Origin of the sequence: Streptomyces sp. NPDC053076 (assembly GCF_044546845.1) — a bacterium.
In the GTDB taxonomy this organism is placed as follows: Bacteria; Actinomycetota; Actinomycetes; order Streptomycetales; family Streptomycetaceae; genus Streptomyces.
This window is the reverse complement of sequence record NZ_JBITZL010000002.1, coordinates 348,565-364,863: the sequence shown is the minus strand read 5'-3', so window position 1 is coordinate 364,863 and position 16,299 is coordinate 348,565. Positions and strand designations below refer to the sequence as shown.

Here is a 16,299-nt window from a genome sequence, read left to right as displayed (position 1 = left end):
CTGACCAGCCGCAACAACCTCGCCAGCGCCTACCAGTCGGCGGGAGATCTGCAACGGGCCATCCCCCTGTACGAGACCGCACTCACCCAGCGCGAGCAGGTCCTGGGCGACACCCACCCCCAAACCCTGACCACCCGCAACAACCTCGCCTACGCCTACCGAGCTACCCAAGCCGTACAGCAGAGAAGTACAGCAACCTCAACGACCGCAGCTGACGCACAGCAACCTTGTACGGCCGATTGACCAGCCCAACAGACCTCAATGGCCACCCAGCCGATAGTTCGGGACGAAGAAGTCACCGCGCAATGTCTCGTCACCGCGGTTCCGCCGCCGCAGCCTGCTCTGACAGACGCCGATCGAGCAGCGTGGCTGATGCCGGTGGGGGCAGCGCTACACACGCGCGCCTGATCGGTTAACGCACCCGCCATCGTGGCAGACTGTCGTCGGCCGGGGCTCAGACCTGGGCCCGCCGCACGCCAGTGCACGCGATCAGCCTGCTGCCGTCATCGGTGAGGAACAGCATGAACGTCCACGAGCCATCGGCAGTCCTGATCTGCCCCAGGCGAACCGGCTGCTGATGCCGACCGAGCAGCTCCACGCTGCGGTCCAAGTTCGTGGTCTCGATGCCCCTACGCCGCGTGAGCCGCAACCGGCGTCCATAGACAAGGGCGAGCGACTCGGCGGACGTAGTCCCGTCCCAGACCACGTAGGAGCCGCCGCAGCGGAGCGCCAGCAGAGCGGCTCCAGACGCCTCATCGCTACCGACCAGCAGTCGTTCGAGTCGCTCCCGCTCCACGCCCCGTCACCCCCACCCGGATCCTGCTGTACAGCAGCCGGATACAGCAACCACAGCAACCAGCCCCACCCCGTAGCGCCCCCTTGAGGCCAGAACGCAACCTGTATGACCCTCTCCGACCCATCTCTCTAGAGCTACGGATCAGAAGTTCCCCGTGCCACGCCCGTGCCAGACCCAGCGGCGAGCCACGGGGGACGCTGGTCGCCGACGGTGACGGATCCCCTCCCTGCCTAAGTGGCGGTTCCGCAGCTCGACGCCACACTCCCCTCACCTGGCTCCTAAAGCGGTGCTTCTCGTCGCCCATTCAGAGCGAGGGAGAGAAGTCGGCGGACTGGTCCAGGTGAAACGGTGACCCCGCACGGGTCGGAACCCATCCCTGCTGGAGCGCGACCGTGATGGCGTCGGCGACATGGGAGGGCAGAACTGGGTTGCCTGGACGTGATAGCCAGTTGCCGGTGTGAGGTTGATTCGTGGTGACGATCAGGGTCGTCCCAGAGTGCTCCGCATGCTCCACGGCATACGTACACGGCGACCAGCAGAGCGCCTGACTGTAGGTGGGCCTGCGTCGCAGCCGCCAGCGGTAGCTCGTGCCGTCGACGACTATGCGTCGTGACCCTTGCGTCCGAGCGCCATATCTCCCCCTCATTGCCCACATGCTACGGCCAACGCAAAGTGGAGCGCGGTGCGACGTCAGGGCCGACAACGACAGAAGCCCACGGCATCCGACGTGGTCAGAGCCGTGAGCTTCTTCTGTCCTGCTGGTCAGCGGTCCTCAGGAGCGATGGGGGTCGCGCACCGCCAGGAGGTGACCGCGGCTGACTGCAACGCGGAGCACGTCCCGCAACGCCCTGGTCAGCTCCCTCGCCAGCCGTTGCAAGTCCTCCGGGCCGACGTCCTGGTCGTCGAGGGTGGCGGAGGCGTGGTCCAGCAACTCGGCCGCCGTCCCCAGTTGCACCTCTTCGAGGTTGTCCGCCAGGCGGGACATGTAGCCAGCCTTGTCGTCGGTGTCCAAGTAGCAGGGCTTCCCCTCCGGCCCCGACCACGGAAGGAGTCGCAGTTCGTTGGGTGCTGTCATCGTTGGGTTCCCCTCTCATCGGTCACGTCGTGGGTGGTGAAGACCGCGTCGACGCGATCGCCTGGGAACACGAGTAGCGCGGCCTCGACGACTCGACCGGTGGAGTCGGTGGCGACCCGTGTGATCGCGAGGGTTGCCGCCGTTGGGCCGATCCGGAGGGCCGATGCCTCGTCCGGTGTCGGTGGACGAGCACATACCGTCTCCCGGACGGTTGCCGGTGCCGAGCCGAGGACGGCGAATCGCGTGGCCGTGTCCCGCCATGAGGTGTCGTCGCCCAGCACGCCGGCCGGTGCCAGGTCGCGCGGGATGTAAATGCGGGCCAGACCGTGCGGTGAGTCTCCCTCGTGGCTGAGGCAGAAGAACTCAGCGAGAGGGCTGCCCGTCGGCACCCTCAGCAAGGACGTCAGATGGCCGTCTGCCTGCACTGTGGCGGTGCGAACAGTGACGTGCATGGCCGCTTCAGCGGCGGTCCAGGGATCCAGCGTTCCCCATCCCCCGACGTACACGATCTTACGGAGGGAGCGGCGGACGAAGTTGCCTTTTCCGTGGATCTTCTCGACAAGACCTTCGCCCTGGAGGACCGCTAGGGCACTTCGCAGTGTGGCCGTACTGACCTTGTATCGGTCGGCGAGGTCTGCCTCGGACGGCAGGCGTCCACCCGGTTTGACTGCGCCGGTTGTGATCTGGTGCCGGAGATCGTCGGCGATGTCGTGATGGCGTGAAGGCACGGACCGGGTCACCGCCTTCTCTGCACGCGAACGGCGGCGAGCCTGGTTCGCGTGTGTATGGTCAGCAGCTCGCCCGACTCGAAGAGGAGTCGTTTGGCGCCTTGAGGGAGTTGGATCAGATCCATAACCCGGCACGCTGTGCCGCCCAGTTGAATGACGTCGCCGCGCTGCACGGTGGTCGCCGTGACCTCGACCGTGACCACCAGCGCGCCGCCCGGTGCCCAGCCGCTCACCGTTGCTCCTCCCTGGGCTTTGAGTGGCCCGGGATCGAGTGACACGGGCACGCGCACGTCTCATAGACAACCGGCAGGTCGATCGGCGCGGAGACGGGAGAGGACTCCGCGCAGAGCGGGTGTGTGCCGATACGGCAGGCGGTCGACCGGTAGGGGACGGCCGAGGCATCGGTGACGCCAAGCTGCTGACGTGGAGACATCAGCGGGCCTCCGCCAGGGTCGACCAGGCTTCAGCCGGCAGATGGGAAGCGACGACCACCGCCCGTGGCCGTACTCGTTCCTCCCAAGCCAGCACGTAGGGGCGGACGAGTTCGTTGTCCTCCCCCGCAAGCGGGAGTCGATGGTCGACGATGTCGGAAGCCCGGCCCAGTGGCCGCCTAGGCGCATCGACGGACGCCGGGCAGGCAGGGGCGACCGTCGCCCGGGAGGTCGTTAAGGGGCGGCGGTGCCTGCCCTTAGGGGCGTACCGCGCTCTGGTGAGCGAGACGGCACGGCGGATACGGTTGAGCACGCTGCTCAGCTCCTATCGCTGATGGCTCGGTCCCCCCACATCGCCCGTCGCGGGGACCGCTTTGTGTACGACCGCCCAGAGGGTGCGGCCGTCCAGGCTGGTGGCGAGGAGGCCGAACCGATCGGCCTCGGCCACCACTTCCAGGGCCTCCCGCCATAAGTCGGCGGAGAGCGCTTCCGGTATCTCCGCTTCGACCGACGTGTACCGGTCGTGCTCCTCCACGCGCGCGGGGAGCCCGACGGCGGACAGCCGGGCGGCGATGGCCGCCACGCGGGATCCCGAAGCGGGCACAGGGCAGCCTCCGTCAACCGGCGATCACTTCCAGTGAAGCTAGTTAACTAGATTAGAGCTAGTGGACTAGATTTTCCATATGCTTGAGCAGCCGCCCTATCTCCGCATCGCCGACGAACTCCGGCGCCGGATCGCGGAGCACGTATGGGAGCCCGGGGACCGTCTGCCTTCCCGCGCCCAGATCGGCCAGGAGTACGGGGTCGGCGAGAACGTGGTTCGCCGGGCTCAGGAGCTGCTGATTTCCCAGGGTGTGCTGGAGGGCCGCGCCGGTTCGGGCACGTACGTCGCCGAGCCCCGGCAGCGCGTGCGGGTGGTTCGATCGTCCGCGCGTGAGCGGCCCGACGGGTCTCCGTTCCGGGCGGACATGAAGGCTGTGGGCAGACAAGGAGATTGGGAGAGCCGGACTGAGGCCAAGGTGCCGGCTCCGGCGGACATCGCGGCGCGGCTCGGCATCGCCGAGGGCGACCTGTGCGTCCGGACGACGTACGAGTTCCTGGCCGACGGCAGGCCGGTGCAGCTGTCGACGAGTTGGGAGCCGTACGACCTCACCGCCGGCACTCCCGTTGTCCTCCCGGAGGGAGGGCCGCACGCCGGGGCTGGGGTCGTGAACCGCATGGCCGCGATCGGTGTCACCGTCAGCCACGCCGTGGAGCAGCCGGAGCCGAGGCAGGCGACCGCCGAGGAGGCGTCACTCCTGGGCATCCAGAAGGCCGCGCTCGTCACGCACATCCGGCGGACGTACTACAGCGACGAGGGACGGCCCGTGGAGACGGCGGACATCGTGGTGCCCGCCGCTCACTGCGAGATCGTCTACGAGATTCCGATCAATCGATGACGGTTCTGGGCCGTTGCGCTCCCAGTGATTATCCATCACACCTCCCGCACCCCTGTGGCTCCGTAGGATTTCGCGTACCAGGGCCGGAGTCAGTGCCCGAGTGGTCGCATCCACGCGTTCGGACCTATCGATCGATACGAGTCCCAGCGTGGTCTATGACAGTCCGGTAAGGCAGTACCAACGGTGGTACGAAACCCAGCCTCGCTACAGCCACAGTGCGCGCCACGAGGGGAGAAGTCAGCCTCGTATACGAGGCTTTTTGTGATCTTGATGCCTCGATCCGGTCTCTAACGGATACTTGGTCGCCGCCAGTCGAATGCGTGCCGAAGGCTGGCTCATGAGACGCCGAGCACGGGAAGAGGAGCAGGTCAGCAAGGGTGCGATATGTGACCCGCTAAGCGCCTTCTAAGCGCTTGGCCGCAGGTTCGAGTCCTGCCGGGGGCGCAAGTCTCCGCCCTCCCGCTCGGGAGGGCTTTTTGCTGGTCAGAGCGGGGTGGGCCGACACGACGAAGCCCCGGACGCGCTCCTGATGATCAAGAGCAGGTTCCGGGGCTGTCCGGAAGGGTCACGTCCTGGACGCGCACGGCTACGGCTTCCCAAGGGACATACGGGGCCCGACCGGGACCGAACCAGCCTGGGCCGGGCCCCATTCGCGTGCTGGTCAGCTCGACATGTCGGCGAACATGCCAGGCTCGTACGAACCCCCCGGGTTGTGCACGATCACGTTCATCCGGGTGGCCGCGTTGATCAGGGCGACCAGGCAGACCAGCGCACCGACCTGGTCGTCGTCGTAGTGCTTGCGCACCTCGGCCCAGGTTTCGTCGGACACGCCCTGCTCGCCGAGCCGGGTGCCCTCTTCGGCAAGCGCCAGCGCGGCCCGCTCCGCCTCGGTGAACACGGTGGAATGGCGCCAGGCGGCGACCAGGTTGAGCCGGAGCGCGGTCTCACCGGCGGCCGCTGCCTCCTTGGTGTGGATGTCGACGCAGAAGCCGCAGCCGTTGATCTGGCCCACCCGCAGTTCCACCAGTTCCCTCAGGGTCTTGGGCAGCGTCGACTGTTCCAGGGGCAACGAGGCGTTGTAGAACCGCTTGGCGATCTTCGCGGCGGTCGGGCTGTCGAACAGGTTGAAACGGGGTTCCATGATGTCGTCCTCACTGTGGAATTGCGTGCCGCGCGGATCGCCCGCGGCGTCCTGACGAGCACGAGATGCCGGCCGCCCGGTCCTTGTGACAGCGCGGTGATGTGGCGTAGGACACCGGTCTTGGGTGTCACGGAGCGGCTGGGGTTGATGTCTTGTGCGTGACACGGTCGAGAGCGAACAGCGGGAACCGGCTATGAGCGAGCGCAGCGAGCGGACACGGAACACAGCCGAGCCGCCCGCCCGTGACGGCCACGTGGACTCCGCCACCTCGGCGTTCGTCGCCCATCGCAACCTGCTGCTCCCCGTCGCCTACCAGATGCTCGGCTCTGCCGCCGACGCCGAGGACGTTCTGCAGGAGACATGGCTGCGCTGGGCGGGCGTCGACCTCCACACGGTGCGGGACCAGCGCGCCTACCTGGTCCGGATGACCACCCGGCAGGCGCTGAGCCGACTACGCACGCTCCGTCGGCGCAAGGAGTCCTACGTCGGCCCCTGGTTGCCCGAACCCCTGCTGACCGCGCCCGACGTGGCCGACGATGTCGAGCTGGCCGACAGCATCTCGATGGCCATGCTGCTGGTGCTGGAGACGCTCACCCCCACCGAGCGGGCGGTGTTCGTGCTGCGCGAAGTGTTCGGTCTGGACTACGACGAGATCGCGGAAGCCGTCGACAAGAGCCCCGACGCGGTCCGCCGGATCGCGCACCGGGCACGAGCACACGTAGCTGCGCGCCGGCCGCGCGAAGTCGTCTCTCCGGCCGAGACCCGCGGCGCACTCGAGGCGTTCCTACGGGCCGTTGAAACCGGCGACCTGCAGCGCCTGCTCGACATGATCGCGCCAGATGTCGTCTTGCTGACGGACGGTGGCGGAACAGTCAGGCCGCGCCGGCGCCCGTCGTGGGCGCCGACAGGGTGGCCCGCGTGCTGGGCAGGATCGATGCCACGGTGTCGCTGCAGCCGACACCGGTCAATGGGTACCCGGCGCTCACTCTCCGGCGGGAGCAAGGTCGATACCGTCCTGGCGGTGCGCCTCGACGGCGGCCTCATCACCGGGCTCTACGCCGTGCGCAATCCCGAGAAGCTGTCACGCATCGACCGCGAGACCCCTGTGAGCCGCTGAGTCCCTCCCATGGCCTCGGCGAACATACGGGCAGAAGACAACCGGCAGAACGAACTGATATGTCTGGAGTCTGAGTTGAGCCTCACCGTCAACGACCGCCTGGAAATCCACGAGGTGATCGCACTCCATGGTCACCTGAGTGACGCACCGACGTCATCGTCCGCGAGGACGGTGACGGCGCCCGGGCATGGTCGAAGGGCATCGCCTTGAACCAGGACGGCTCGCGGTTGTGGCCAAGGCCACCGTCACGTGCAACCAGAAGGAGATGCGCCAGCAGATCGCCCGCCTCAAGACCAAGGCCGCGGAGCTGAAGCGGCTTGGGGAGAACGCGGCGGCCAGGAAGGCACTGAGCGACGCGGCCGCCCTCCAGAGGAGGCTCGGCGCGTGCATCAAGGCCGAGGACGAGCAGAGCAAGCCGTGCCCCGGCTGAGCCTCCGGTTTCCTCGCGTGGCGCCGCCCGACCCGTTCCACGGGGGGTGGCGCCACACGCTTGTCCGGCCCTGGACCCGGCTGAAGCTGCTCGTCGCCTCCGGGATGCGCAACAGCGTCATCGACTACGGCGCCGCGGAGGCGGCGCACGGGGTCACCGTGTGCGGTACGGCGAGTTCCAGCACCCCGCCGGTCGAGCTGACCTGGGCCCTGCTGCTCGGTCTCGCCCGGGCTCGCACACGCGCCGCCCGCTGGGCGACTCGAAGACGTGCGGGGGGGCAGTACGGCCTTACGCGCGCTGCGCCACACCCGTCGGATGACGGAGCCGGCGACGATGCCACCCGACTCCCCCTGGCAGAGCAGATCACCCGGCTGGAGCCGTTGCCGGATCGACGAGCGAGCACCGAACCGCTTCTCCACACGCCGAGTTGCAGAGCGATCGAATTCCTGAAGCGGGTGTCGCTTCACGCTCCGTCGTTTCGACTGCGGAGCCCGTACTGAGAAGCGTCGGTAAAGATGAGCCGTGGCGAACTACTGATCATCATCAGAGAGCCCAGGCCGAGTGCCACACGCCCGAGCACTGCGGTGCCCTCCCAGTAGTGCGGGGACCCGAAGACCACCCAAGCACCCAACGCGATGCCTGCGATCAAGACCGCCAGTCCGCTGATACGACGTAAGCCGTGACTCATGGGCTCATCCTTGCCCATGGCGGATCAGTGCTCAACTGCCGAAGCGCCACCTCCCATCGCCTTTGGCCGCCGGGATGCCTTCCCCGCGGATGACGGACAGCCGGCGGATCTGCCGATCGCCGGCCGGGCCGTCAAGGCATGTTTGCCGGATGGCTTCCTGGCCCTCCCCGGCTCGGAGCCCATGGACCCGAACCTAGTGTCACCAGTGGGCCACCGCGCGGGCCGCCTCGGCCGGACATGCCCGGGGGCAGGCCAGGGCCCCGTATCCCGTTCCGTGAAAGGGAGATACCCGGACGAAATCCGTTACCTGCGGTGCGCGGGGAGCGTTAAGGAAACGTGCGGCCGCGTCGGTGCGGGCGCGTTTATCGACTGTCGACTCAAAGGAGAACCGTGATGTCTCGCATCGCGAAGGTGGCGACCCTCAGTCTGGGCACATCCGCCCTGGTCCTCAGCGGGGCCGGTCTGGCCTCGGCCGCCGCGGATGCCAGCGGCGCAGCCATCAACTCGCCCGGCGTGGTTGCGGGGAACGAGGTCCAGGCGCCCGTCCACGTGCCGGTGAACCTGTGCGGGAACACCGTGAGCGCGCTCTTCAGTCTGATGAACCCGTCCTCCGGCAACGCCTGCGGCAACGCCGACGGTCAGTAGGACGTCGAGGACCACTACGGCCTCTGATCACAGCCCACGCCCCACAGCAGCAAACACACGGCTGAGCCCTTGGCGGAGTCCGACCGCCGGGCTCAGCCGTACGTGTGCCTCTCTCGGGTAGCGGCAGATGCCCATGCCCTCCACCTGATCCGCGCCACAGCAGGGACCATGCCCTGCTGCCGGGCCCCGCACCTCTGCCCGAACCCCTGCTGCGCCGGCGCAGCCGCCGCACCGACGTTCATGCACTCGTGCGTCGTGACGGTTCCCCCCGATGTGGTCACCACTCCGGCAGGTCCGTCCGCATGGCCCCGCGGCCCGGCGTCCCTTCCGCACGGTACGGCCCCGGTCTCCTATCCGTGACCCGGGGTGCAAGGTAGCGGCGGCCACAGAAACTCGCCTTCGCGGCCCGGCCGTCGTTGGGGGCTCGGCCCGAGACGGAACGTACGATTGGACATCGGGCCGACCGGAGAGCGGCGAGGGCTCAAGTTGCCGGCGAATTGAGCAAAGAGCTGATCATCAGCCCTCGCAGCGAGCGCGTGCGAGAGGAGCTGGCGGAAGCCGCTGCCTGGAGCGCGTACGCGGCGGAGCTTCGCGAGGTGCTCGGAGCCGCGATTGAGAAGAGCGGCGCAGACCTCCTGGAGGTGGGCGGGCTGCTGGTGAGCGAGCCCCTTCTCGAAGAGCACCGCGGCCTGCGCAACGGTGCGGAGGTCCGGCCGCCGCAAGCGATAGGTCTCGCCGAGGGAATGGCAGCCGGGCACGGGCCGTGTTGTCAGCTCGCCGCACCCGGGAGACTTCAGATCGAGTCGGGGTGGGACGCAGCGGTACACCCCCGGCCTTCGACGTCCCGGGGTCCACCCGGGACGTCGAAGGCCGGTCCTGGCCGGTGCCCCGCTGTGGGACTCTCTCGCACCCGCACCCACCGCGGTCCCCACGCCCGCGCAATTCCCCCCACCCGCCCATCGGTCGTCCGGCTCACATGACAGCCCATCGGGTTTCACAGCATGACGCGACCGTGGCCGACGCCGGTGGGGTCGGCGGGCAGCGCGGAGTCCGCTGGGCGCCACACTGCGGCCGAGGGTGCTTCTGGAGTGACCGTCGGCTGTGATCGGATGGCACGGGTGGGAGCCGCATGGTCCTTGGACACCACCGGGCGGATCAGCATCCACAGCAGGTAGGCAAGGCCGACGGCGGCGGCGGCGCCCACGGCGCCCCACAGCAGCAGTGACAGGGTTCCGTGCCGGTGGCCCTCAGTGCGGGGTGTGTGTCTGCCGAAGCGTCGGCGAAGGAACTGGACCGCCGAATTCCCCAGGTTCCACAGCATGAGCAGGGCACCGAGCAGCGGCAGCAGGAGGAAGAGGATCTGCACGCAGGCCGCCGCTGTGCTCAGCACGGGTGTGGCGCTGGTGGTGGCCCTGCTGACGAGCGTGACGGAAGCGGCCCACGCAGTGGTCGCCATCCGGGGCAGGCGGAAGACGATGATGCCGAGTTGCGTTCCGATGGCGGGCAGTACCGTGAGGACCCAGATCGTGACGACGACCTGGGGCCACCGCTTGAGGGCCTGGAGCCGCTCCTCCGGTGGGCGTCGCAGGAGAGTGCGGCGCAGGATGGGGCCGATGTACTTGAACAGGTCCGGGATGCCGACCAGGTCCGAGATGATGTAGTAGCCGTCGAATCGCAGGGTCGGCACAAGCTGCTGGAACATCTCGAGGTTGACGAGCAGGATCGCAGCCAGCAGTACCGGGGACGGACTGTGGAGGTGCAGCGCGATCAGACCGAGGATGAACAGACTGTTGAAGTAGACGCCGCCCAGGTCGGTGCGCAGTCGTCCGACGCGGTCAAGTCGATAGGAGTTGGTGACATCCGTGTAGAAGGCCGGCCACACCAGGTAGAGCCCGCACCCCATGGCCCCGGGGCGTACCTTCCCGTAACGGCAAGCCGAGGCGTGGCCGATCTCGTGGAAGGCGGCGGACGCCAGAGCCAGTCCGATCATGGTGAGAGTGCCGCCGGGGTCGGACATCACCGCGATCATGGCGAGGCCGGCGTCCTGAGTGGCGAAGAGGTAGATCTCGGTCGCCAGGAACGTCGATACGGCCAAGAGCACGAGGAGGGGCTGGAACAGCCAGGAAAAGATCCCCGCGATGATCCAGGCGCCGTTTTCGGATACCACTGCGGTGCGGTGGCGGAGACCGAGGAACGAGTGCTGCGTCTTGGGGAAGTCGGCGAGGGTGCCGTCGCTTCGCGTGGTGATCCCCAGCGGTGCGAGCTTGTTGTCGAGCACGAAGGCCACATGGTCGGCGGCGAACGTACGACCCGTGGTCCGGGTCAGTTCCTGCGCCACCCGGTCGAGGAGCTGACGGCCGTCGCCCGATCTGGTCTCCTCGGCCTGGTGTCGCTCCAGACTCCTGGCGGTCTTGTAGAGCACGTCGGGCAGTTGGATGACCTGCCCGTCGAAGCGGTGCACCAGGTGGGGTGGCTGGCGGTATCCGGAACCGGCGAACTCGCCTACCAGCTCGGTTCCCTCGGTGAGCCTGGGCACTGCCCCGACGAGGGCAGGCGGCTCCGACTGAACCGGCGTGGGTGCTTGCGTACTGATGGCGATCTCCCAAGGGGAATAGTTCTCCCGCCGGGGCCTCGCGGCGGCCGGCCCCGTTTGTGCTCCTCCGCCCGCGATGGACGCGGTTTCGAGCCGCCGGCCACAGTCCCGGCTGCAGGGCCTTTCCTGTGCACCGGTACCTTCGTCACGGTGACCGCGGCCGGTGCGGGGGACCCGTGCGCCTATGGTGGCGATGAACGCAGCCGACGCGCTCATCGTGCCGCTGGTTTCGGAGCCGAGGCCCAGCGCCGAGCAACCCCTGCGTGCCGTCGACATGCGACACACCGGCCCGGCGGGCATGGGTGACCGTGGCTCCGCCACCGTTACCGCGTACGTCACGGCCTGCGGGGAGTTGGATGTGGTGTGTGCTGTTGCCGCAGGGCCGTGGCACCCGGCGAGACGCCCGGCGCCGCTTCGGGCGCCGGAAGCACACGCCTTCATGAGCGTGGTCCGACATGAGGACAGCGGCCGGGGACAGGGTGCCCCGGCCGCTGCCGCCACTACTAGAAGGTGGTGCTGGCCACGGAGGCGCTGCAGTCACGCTGCTGGTTCTGGGTTCCGAGCAGGGTGGTGAGGATGCCGGACGGCTGGAGCTGCTGGCTCGTGCAGACCGGGTTGCTGACGATGTTGCTGCCGCCGTTGTCGCCGCCGCCGTGGCCGCCGTCGCCGTAGCCGCCGTCGTCGCCGCCACCGCCGTAGAAGGCGGACAGCACCGCGCGCTCCGGCAGCATCTCGCCCGTCAGGCCGTCGAGCTCTTCAAAGCTGATCTTCGACACGGAATTTCTTCCCTTCGGTTTTCTGCGATGGAGTCCCGCCGTTGCGGAATCCCCGTAAGCACGATTTAACACCCGGACCAACGACCCCACCCGGCAAGAAGATTTGCGCCTTCACCCGTATGGCCAAAAGTTGCCACAGATGGAGCAAGAGGAAAGACATGCATCCTTTGCCGGATCAATGCAGAGTGCTGATCCGTGACTGCTCCGCACTGAACGCGGTATGGGGCCGACACGAAAGCAGCGGCCGGGGACAGGGTGCCCCGGCCGCTGCCGCCACTACTAGAAGGTGGTGCTGGCCACGGAGGCGCTGCAGTCACGCTGCTGGTTCTGGGTCCCCAGGAGGGCGGTGAGGATGCCGGCCGGCTGGAGCTGCTGGCTCGTGCAGACCGGGTTGCTGACGATGTTGCTGCCGCCGTTGTCGCCGCCGCCACCGTAGAAGGCGGACAGCACCGCGCGCTCCGGCAGCATCTCGCCCGTCAGGCCGTCGAGCTCTTCAAAGCTGATCTTCGACACGGAATTTCTTCCCTTCGGTTTTCTGCGATGGAGTCCCGCCGTTGCGGAATCCCCGTGAGCAGGATTGAACACCCAGATCAACGACCCTTCCAGCAGGAGGATTCGCGCCTTCACCCATATGGCCAGGAGTTGCCACAGATGGAGCAACGGAAAATACAAGTCTCATCTATCAGCTCAATGCGCATTGCCGATCCGTCATTGATCTGCTGCGCGCTTGGTGGCCGTCGGCGCGCAATGTGAGGAACCCGCCGAATGAGCCTGATCCCATGTCACCCGCGTCAGCTCATTCGTACCGGTAGATCCGGTCGACATCCTCCAGTTCGCCCGGAGTCACGTCCCACGGCGGCAGCTTCTGGTGCCGTGCCACGATCCGGTCGTGCTGCTCCTCACCGGGGCCCGGCGGTGTCTCGGGAAGATAGCGGGCCCCGGGGTGCCGGCGCTGCCAGCGGTACCACTGCAGGTCGATGAAGGCGTGGTGCAGCCAGAAGACGGGATCGTTGACGGAGGCGGCGCCGAGCATGGCCCCGCCGACCCAGCGGTGCACCCGGTTGTGGTTGTGCCAGGAGGCGCTGCCCCGCCCGGTGCCCCAGCCCTCCAGTTTGTTGCGGAAACCTCGCGTGACCGTCGAGTCCCAGGGCGCGACGTCGTAGGCGGGATCCTGCAGCGCCCACTCCAGTTCGTCCTTCGTGGGCAGGTCGATCGGATCACGCGAGTGGCCGAGGTCCCGGGTGAGGAACACCTCGTCGGTCACGCCCACCCTGATGGTCCAGTGGCCCTCCTGGTAGGCGAACGGGCCGGTCATCACCTGGTGGTCGGAGCGGCGCCCGTCCCCGCCGAGGAGGTCCGCCGTCCAGGGGAGGGAGGTGGTCGTGCGGTCGCGCGTCCAGTCCCAGTACGGAACGGTCACCGAGGAGTCCACACGGCGCAGCGCCTCCTCCAGATCGAGCAGGAACCGGCGGTGCCAGGGCAGGAAGGAGGGCGCCATGTGCGCGGGGCGCAGTCCCTGCTCGCCGTCAGAGGCGAAATACTGGATGTGTGTTCGCACGAACTCGTCGTACTGGCCTAGCCGCTTGACCTCCAGCAGCGCGTTGACGAACCGGCGCATCTCGTCTCTCGTGAGCGTGCCGACGTCCTTACGCACGTACGTCATGCCGGCCCCCCCGTGTGCGGGTGTCCCGCGCCGTCCACGTCCTGAGCAAGGTCGCGCAGCCGCCGTCCTGGGCCGAGTTCCTCGACGGCGGCGCGGGCGGCCTCGAGCGGTGTCCGGTACGACCGGTAGTGGTCGACCATGCTCAGCCAGGTGTCGTCGGCGCGGCGCATCAGGTGCAGAGGGCGGCCGTCCACGGTGACGTGCCACTGACCGTGTACGGCCTTGCCGCGGGCGGGGGTCCACACACCTCGGATGCGGCTGCCGCGATGGGTCTGGTCGAAGGCGGTGTGGCCCGACTTGTCCTCGGGTGCGGATCCCGGGCGCGAAGGCAGGCATGCCTCGGCCATGGGGGCCAGGACGGCGGCGAGCGCGCAGGCGAGCAGACGGCGCGCCGTATTCCGCCGTGTTCTGCCCGCCGGTCCCGACCGCACCGGGCCCGGTGCTCCGTCCTCGGTACCCGCCGGTTCTCCACCGACGCTGACGACCATGGCTCACTCCTCGTACGGTCCGGTTGTCCGGAGCCGTAACTGCCGAACTCCCGGCGCGGTCACCGTCACGCGGCCAGGTAGGTGATCACCGGCGGTCGGGGCGAGCGCGTCGTCGACGCGGTAAAGCCGTCACCGAGGACGTGTATCCAGCGGTCCGGCAGGCCTGGGCCGGGAGGGCGGCGTCCTGGCCGTGCACACGGAGAATCGGCCCTCGAACACTGCCGAGGGCCGACTTCGTACGGCGTGGTCCCAGCCCTACAGCGACACCTTGCCGTGCACCGGCTCGGCGTGCTTCACCGTGGTCGCCGCCTCCTTCACCGTGTGAACCAGCGAGTCCTTGCCGTCGGTGGCGAGCAAGTCCCGCCCGGCCTGCAGGTGCGCCACCTCGTGGGGGACCTTGGTGTCGAGGGCGCCGCTGAGAGTGGCGGGCACCGAGTCGGGGGCGCCTGCGGCGAACGCGGGAGCGGCGACGCCGACGGCGATCAAGGACCCGGCAAGGGCGGCGGCGACCTTCATGGACTTCATCGTGTTTCCTTTCCTCGGCAACGCAGGCTGCCGGCGGGAGAGTCTGTCACCGTGTCTAACGAGCTCTGACCGGGGCGGAAACTGGAGACCCGGAAGATTACGAGTCCTCATATGAGATCTATGCGGACCGGGTCCGGAAAGCGATACGACCGGGGAGCGTGACGCCCCGCACGGGAAGCACCGGCGCCGAGGGCGACGTGCCGGGGAGCGTCGGAGCCGACGGGCCGCTGCCGGACAGCGCTGAGGCTGACACGTCGGTCTTGCAACCGGTGCCGGCCGTTGTGCGCCTCGGGCACGGCGTTCAGCAGGCCGGTGACCGTGATGAACTCACCTCCGGGCGCGCCGAGTTACTGAGGCGACATCCGCCGCCCTCCGCAGTGGGGCTCTGGGCAGGGCGGCGGTCCGACGCAATGCGCGGCACTGGGCCGGGTTGTTGCGCCAACAGGATGATCTCAGACCGGAAGACCGCCTTCACGCTTCCGACACACCTGCCGGATATCTCGGGATTCCACCGGATTTGTACGCTTGATGACTAAAGTCGCGATCCTTCCGACACATCTCTTTCCGGTGGCCACATCGCATCCGTGCTGTCGCCGCCACCGCCACCTGTTCCGAAGGGGCAACGACGGTCATGCGCCATTCCCTGGGTCCGCTGCTTCGCAGTGCGACAGTGGGCGTTCTCTCCGTTGCCGTCTTCTGGGCTCCCGACCGCTCCACGGCCGCCGCGCCGGCGGCGCCGCAGGGCGGCAGCCTCGCGTTCACCCAGCGGTACCGCGCGCACCAGCACGGCGGCGTCATTCGCGCGGCCAACGCCTCCATCACCTGCCGCAAGACCAGGAGGTGCGCGGACGCGCGGGCGGGCGGACGCGGGGTGAACGGCGACTTCGACATGTTCTACATCGACGTGGACCATGACCCGAACACCTACAACTCCTCCCGCGCGGAGGTTCGCCTGCCACGCGGCTCCCGAGTGACGTACGCGCGCCTGTACTGGGGCGGCAATCTGCGCGTGGGCGAGCAGAAGCCGTCCAAGGACAACGGGCGGGTGCTGATCGCCGAGCCCGGCGGGAGGTACAAGGAAGTCCTCGCGGACACGGTGATCGGGCATCGCAAGGCAGACGGCATGGACGCCTTCCAGGCCTCGGCGAACGTGACGCGGCTGGTACGGGACAGCGTGCCGGGCCTGTACACGGTGGCCCAGGTCAACGTGGCGAGCGGCAGGTCGAGGGCCGGGGCCTGGGGCGGCTGGACGCTGGTGGTGGCGTACGAGAACCCGGCGGAGCCGCTGCGGGACATCGCGCTCTGGGACGGTTTCGTATCGCTGAGGTCCAGCCCGGGACAGAAGATCCGGCTGCGCAACCTGAACTTCGCGGCGGGCGCGGGAGGCCGCGCGGGGGTGGTGGCGTACAACGGCGACCGCGCCCTCACCGGCGACTCGCTCACCCTGGCGACCGGCCGGCCCGGTTCCGCTCCCATCGGCCTCACCAACCCGGCCAATCCCCGCGACGACTTCCTGAACTCCACCATCAGCGAGCCGAAGGGGACGGCCCCGGCGCGTGTGCCGGCATACGCCAACACCCTGGGCTACGACTCCGACGTCTTCGATCTCGGCAGAGGTCTCAAGCACGCCGGAGACCAACTGACCTTCCGGCTGAGGTCCCAGCGGAACGCGGCGTGGGCCGGTGTCCTCTTCGCCGCCGTGGACGCCCGGCGGTGAACGCATCGCCGCCCATCCCGAGGCCATCGTGAGTGAGGAACCGTGCA

17 protein-coding genes and 2 pseudogenes are annotated in these 16,299 nt (G+C 68.2%); 7 read left to right on the top strand and 12 right to left on the bottom strand.

What is annotated here, in order from left to right:
• Positions 1–243 (top strand): tetratricopeptide repeat protein (locus ACIGYR_RS08930; RefSeq protein WP_400014179.1); only part of this gene is annotated, 243 nt, incomplete at its 5' end.
• Positions 244–454: 211 nt separating this feature from the next.
• Here ACIGYR_RS08930 and ACIGYR_RS08925 read toward each other — a convergent pair.
• From ACIGYR_RS08925 to ACIGYR_RS08905, 5 genes are all read right to left on the bottom strand, one after another.
• Positions 455–796 (bottom strand): hypothetical protein, encoded by a 342-nt coding sequence (locus tag ACIGYR_RS08925; RefSeq protein WP_399596154.1) that lies wholly within the window; start codon positions 794–796, stop codon positions 455–457.
• A 772-nt stretch (positions 797–1,568) separates the two neighbouring features.
• A complete protein-coding gene (locus tag ACIGYR_RS08920) occupies positions 1,569–1,871 on the bottom strand; it encodes a hypothetical protein (RefSeq protein WP_399596155.1) in 303 nt (100 codons plus the stop codon).
• Complete coding sequence (locus ACIGYR_RS08915) at positions 1,868–2,611, bottom strand: GntR family transcriptional regulator (protein WP_391845402.1); 744 nt, start codon at positions 2,609–2,611, stop codon at positions 1,868–1,870. The genes ACIGYR_RS08920 and ACIGYR_RS08915 overlap by 4 nt, the downstream gene beginning before the upstream one ends.
• Positions 2,608–2,832, bottom strand: a complete 225-nt coding sequence (locus tag ACIGYR_RS08910) for a hypothetical protein (RefSeq protein ID WP_391845400.1) — start codon at positions 2,830–2,832, stop codon at positions 2,608–2,610. The genes ACIGYR_RS08915 and ACIGYR_RS08910 overlap by 4 nt, the downstream gene beginning before the upstream one ends.
• A 523-nt stretch (positions 2,833–3,355) precedes the next feature.
• Positions 3,356–3,634 (bottom strand): hypothetical protein, encoded by a 279-nt coding sequence (locus ACIGYR_RS08905; RefSeq protein ID WP_399596158.1) that lies wholly within the window; start codon positions 3,632–3,634, stop codon positions 3,356–3,358.
• 79 nt (positions 3,635–3,713) lie between these two features.
• Here ACIGYR_RS08905 and ACIGYR_RS08900 point away from each other — a divergent pair, with 79 nt between their 5' ends.
• Positions 3,714–4,469, top strand: a complete 756-nt coding sequence (locus ACIGYR_RS08900) for a GntR family transcriptional regulator (RefSeq protein ID WP_399596160.1) — start codon at positions 3,714–3,716, stop codon at positions 4,467–4,469.
• A gap of 661 nt (positions 4,470–5,130) precedes the next feature.
• Here ACIGYR_RS08900 and ACIGYR_RS08895 read toward each other — a convergent pair.
• Positions 5,131–5,610: a carboxymuconolactone decarboxylase family protein gene (locus ACIGYR_RS08895; RefSeq protein ID WP_399596161.1), complete on the bottom strand. Its 480-nt coding sequence runs from the start codon at positions 5,608–5,610 to the stop codon at positions 5,131–5,133.
• A 193-nt stretch (positions 5,611–5,803) separates the two neighbouring features.
• Here ACIGYR_RS08895 and ACIGYR_RS08890 point away from each other — a divergent pair.
• From ACIGYR_RS08890 to ACIGYR_RS08875, 4 genes and pseudogenes are all read left to right on the top strand, one after another.
• Positions 5,804–6,727: pseudogene (locus ACIGYR_RS08890) on the top strand (RNA polymerase sigma-70 factor).
• 229 nt (positions 6,728–6,956) lie between these two features.
• A complete protein-coding gene (locus ACIGYR_RS08885; RefSeq protein ID WP_399596162.1) occupies positions 6,957–7,157 on the top strand; it encodes a hypothetical protein in 201 nt (66 codons plus the stop codon).
• Between the two features lie 74 nt (positions 7,158–7,231).
• Positions 7,232–7,387, top strand: a pseudogene (locus tag ACIGYR_RS08880) (D-2-hydroxyacid dehydrogenase family protein); the annotation flags it as partial.
• An 851-nt stretch (positions 7,388–8,238) separates the two neighbouring features.
• Complete coding sequence (locus tag ACIGYR_RS08875) at positions 8,239–8,490, top strand: chaplin (protein ID WP_399596164.1); 252 nt, start codon at positions 8,239–8,241, stop codon at positions 8,488–8,490.
• 994 nt (positions 8,491–9,484) lie between these two features.
• On the opposite strand, the gene ACIGYR_RS08870 is transcribed toward ACIGYR_RS08875, so the two are convergent.
• The 6 genes from ACIGYR_RS08870 to ACIGYR_RS08845 form a co-directional block, all read right to left on the bottom strand.
• Positions 9,485–11,026 (bottom strand): hypothetical protein, encoded by a 1,542-nt coding sequence (locus ACIGYR_RS08870; protein ID WP_399596165.1) that lies wholly within the window; start codon positions 11,024–11,026, stop codon positions 9,485–9,487.
• 560 nt (positions 11,027–11,586) lie between these two features.
• Positions 11,587–11,859: a hypothetical protein gene (locus ACIGYR_RS08865; protein WP_399596167.1), complete on the bottom strand. Its 273-nt coding sequence runs from the start codon at positions 11,857–11,859 to the stop codon at positions 11,587–11,589.
• A 279-nt stretch (positions 11,860–12,138) separates the two neighbouring features.
• Complete coding sequence (locus ACIGYR_RS08860) at positions 12,139–12,372, bottom strand: hypothetical protein (RefSeq protein WP_391845380.1); 234 nt, start codon at positions 12,370–12,372, stop codon at positions 12,139–12,141.
• A 283-nt stretch (positions 12,373–12,655) separates the two neighbouring features.
• Complete coding sequence (locus ACIGYR_RS08855) at positions 12,656–13,522, bottom strand: tyrosinase family protein (RefSeq protein WP_399596169.1); 867 nt, start codon at positions 13,520–13,522, stop codon at positions 12,656–12,658.
• A complete protein-coding gene (locus ACIGYR_RS08850) occupies positions 13,519–14,010 on the bottom strand; it encodes a tyrosinase family oxidase copper chaperone (RefSeq protein ID WP_399596170.1) in 492 nt (163 codons plus the stop codon). The genes ACIGYR_RS08855 and ACIGYR_RS08850 overlap by 4 nt, the downstream gene beginning before the upstream one ends.
• A gap of 255 nt (positions 14,011–14,265) precedes the next feature.
• Positions 14,266–14,535, bottom strand: a complete 270-nt coding sequence (locus ACIGYR_RS08845) for a hypothetical protein (RefSeq protein WP_391845374.1) — start codon at positions 14,533–14,535, stop codon at positions 14,266–14,268.
• A 631-nt stretch (positions 14,536–15,166) separates the two neighbouring features.
• Here ACIGYR_RS08845 and ACIGYR_RS08840 point away from each other — a divergent pair.
• Positions 15,167–16,252, top strand: coding sequence for a DUF3344 domain-containing protein (locus ACIGYR_RS08840; RefSeq protein WP_399596172.1), 1,086 nt, complete (start codon positions 15,167–15,169; stop codon positions 16,250–16,252).
• Positions 16,253–16,299 lie beyond the last annotated feature (47 nt).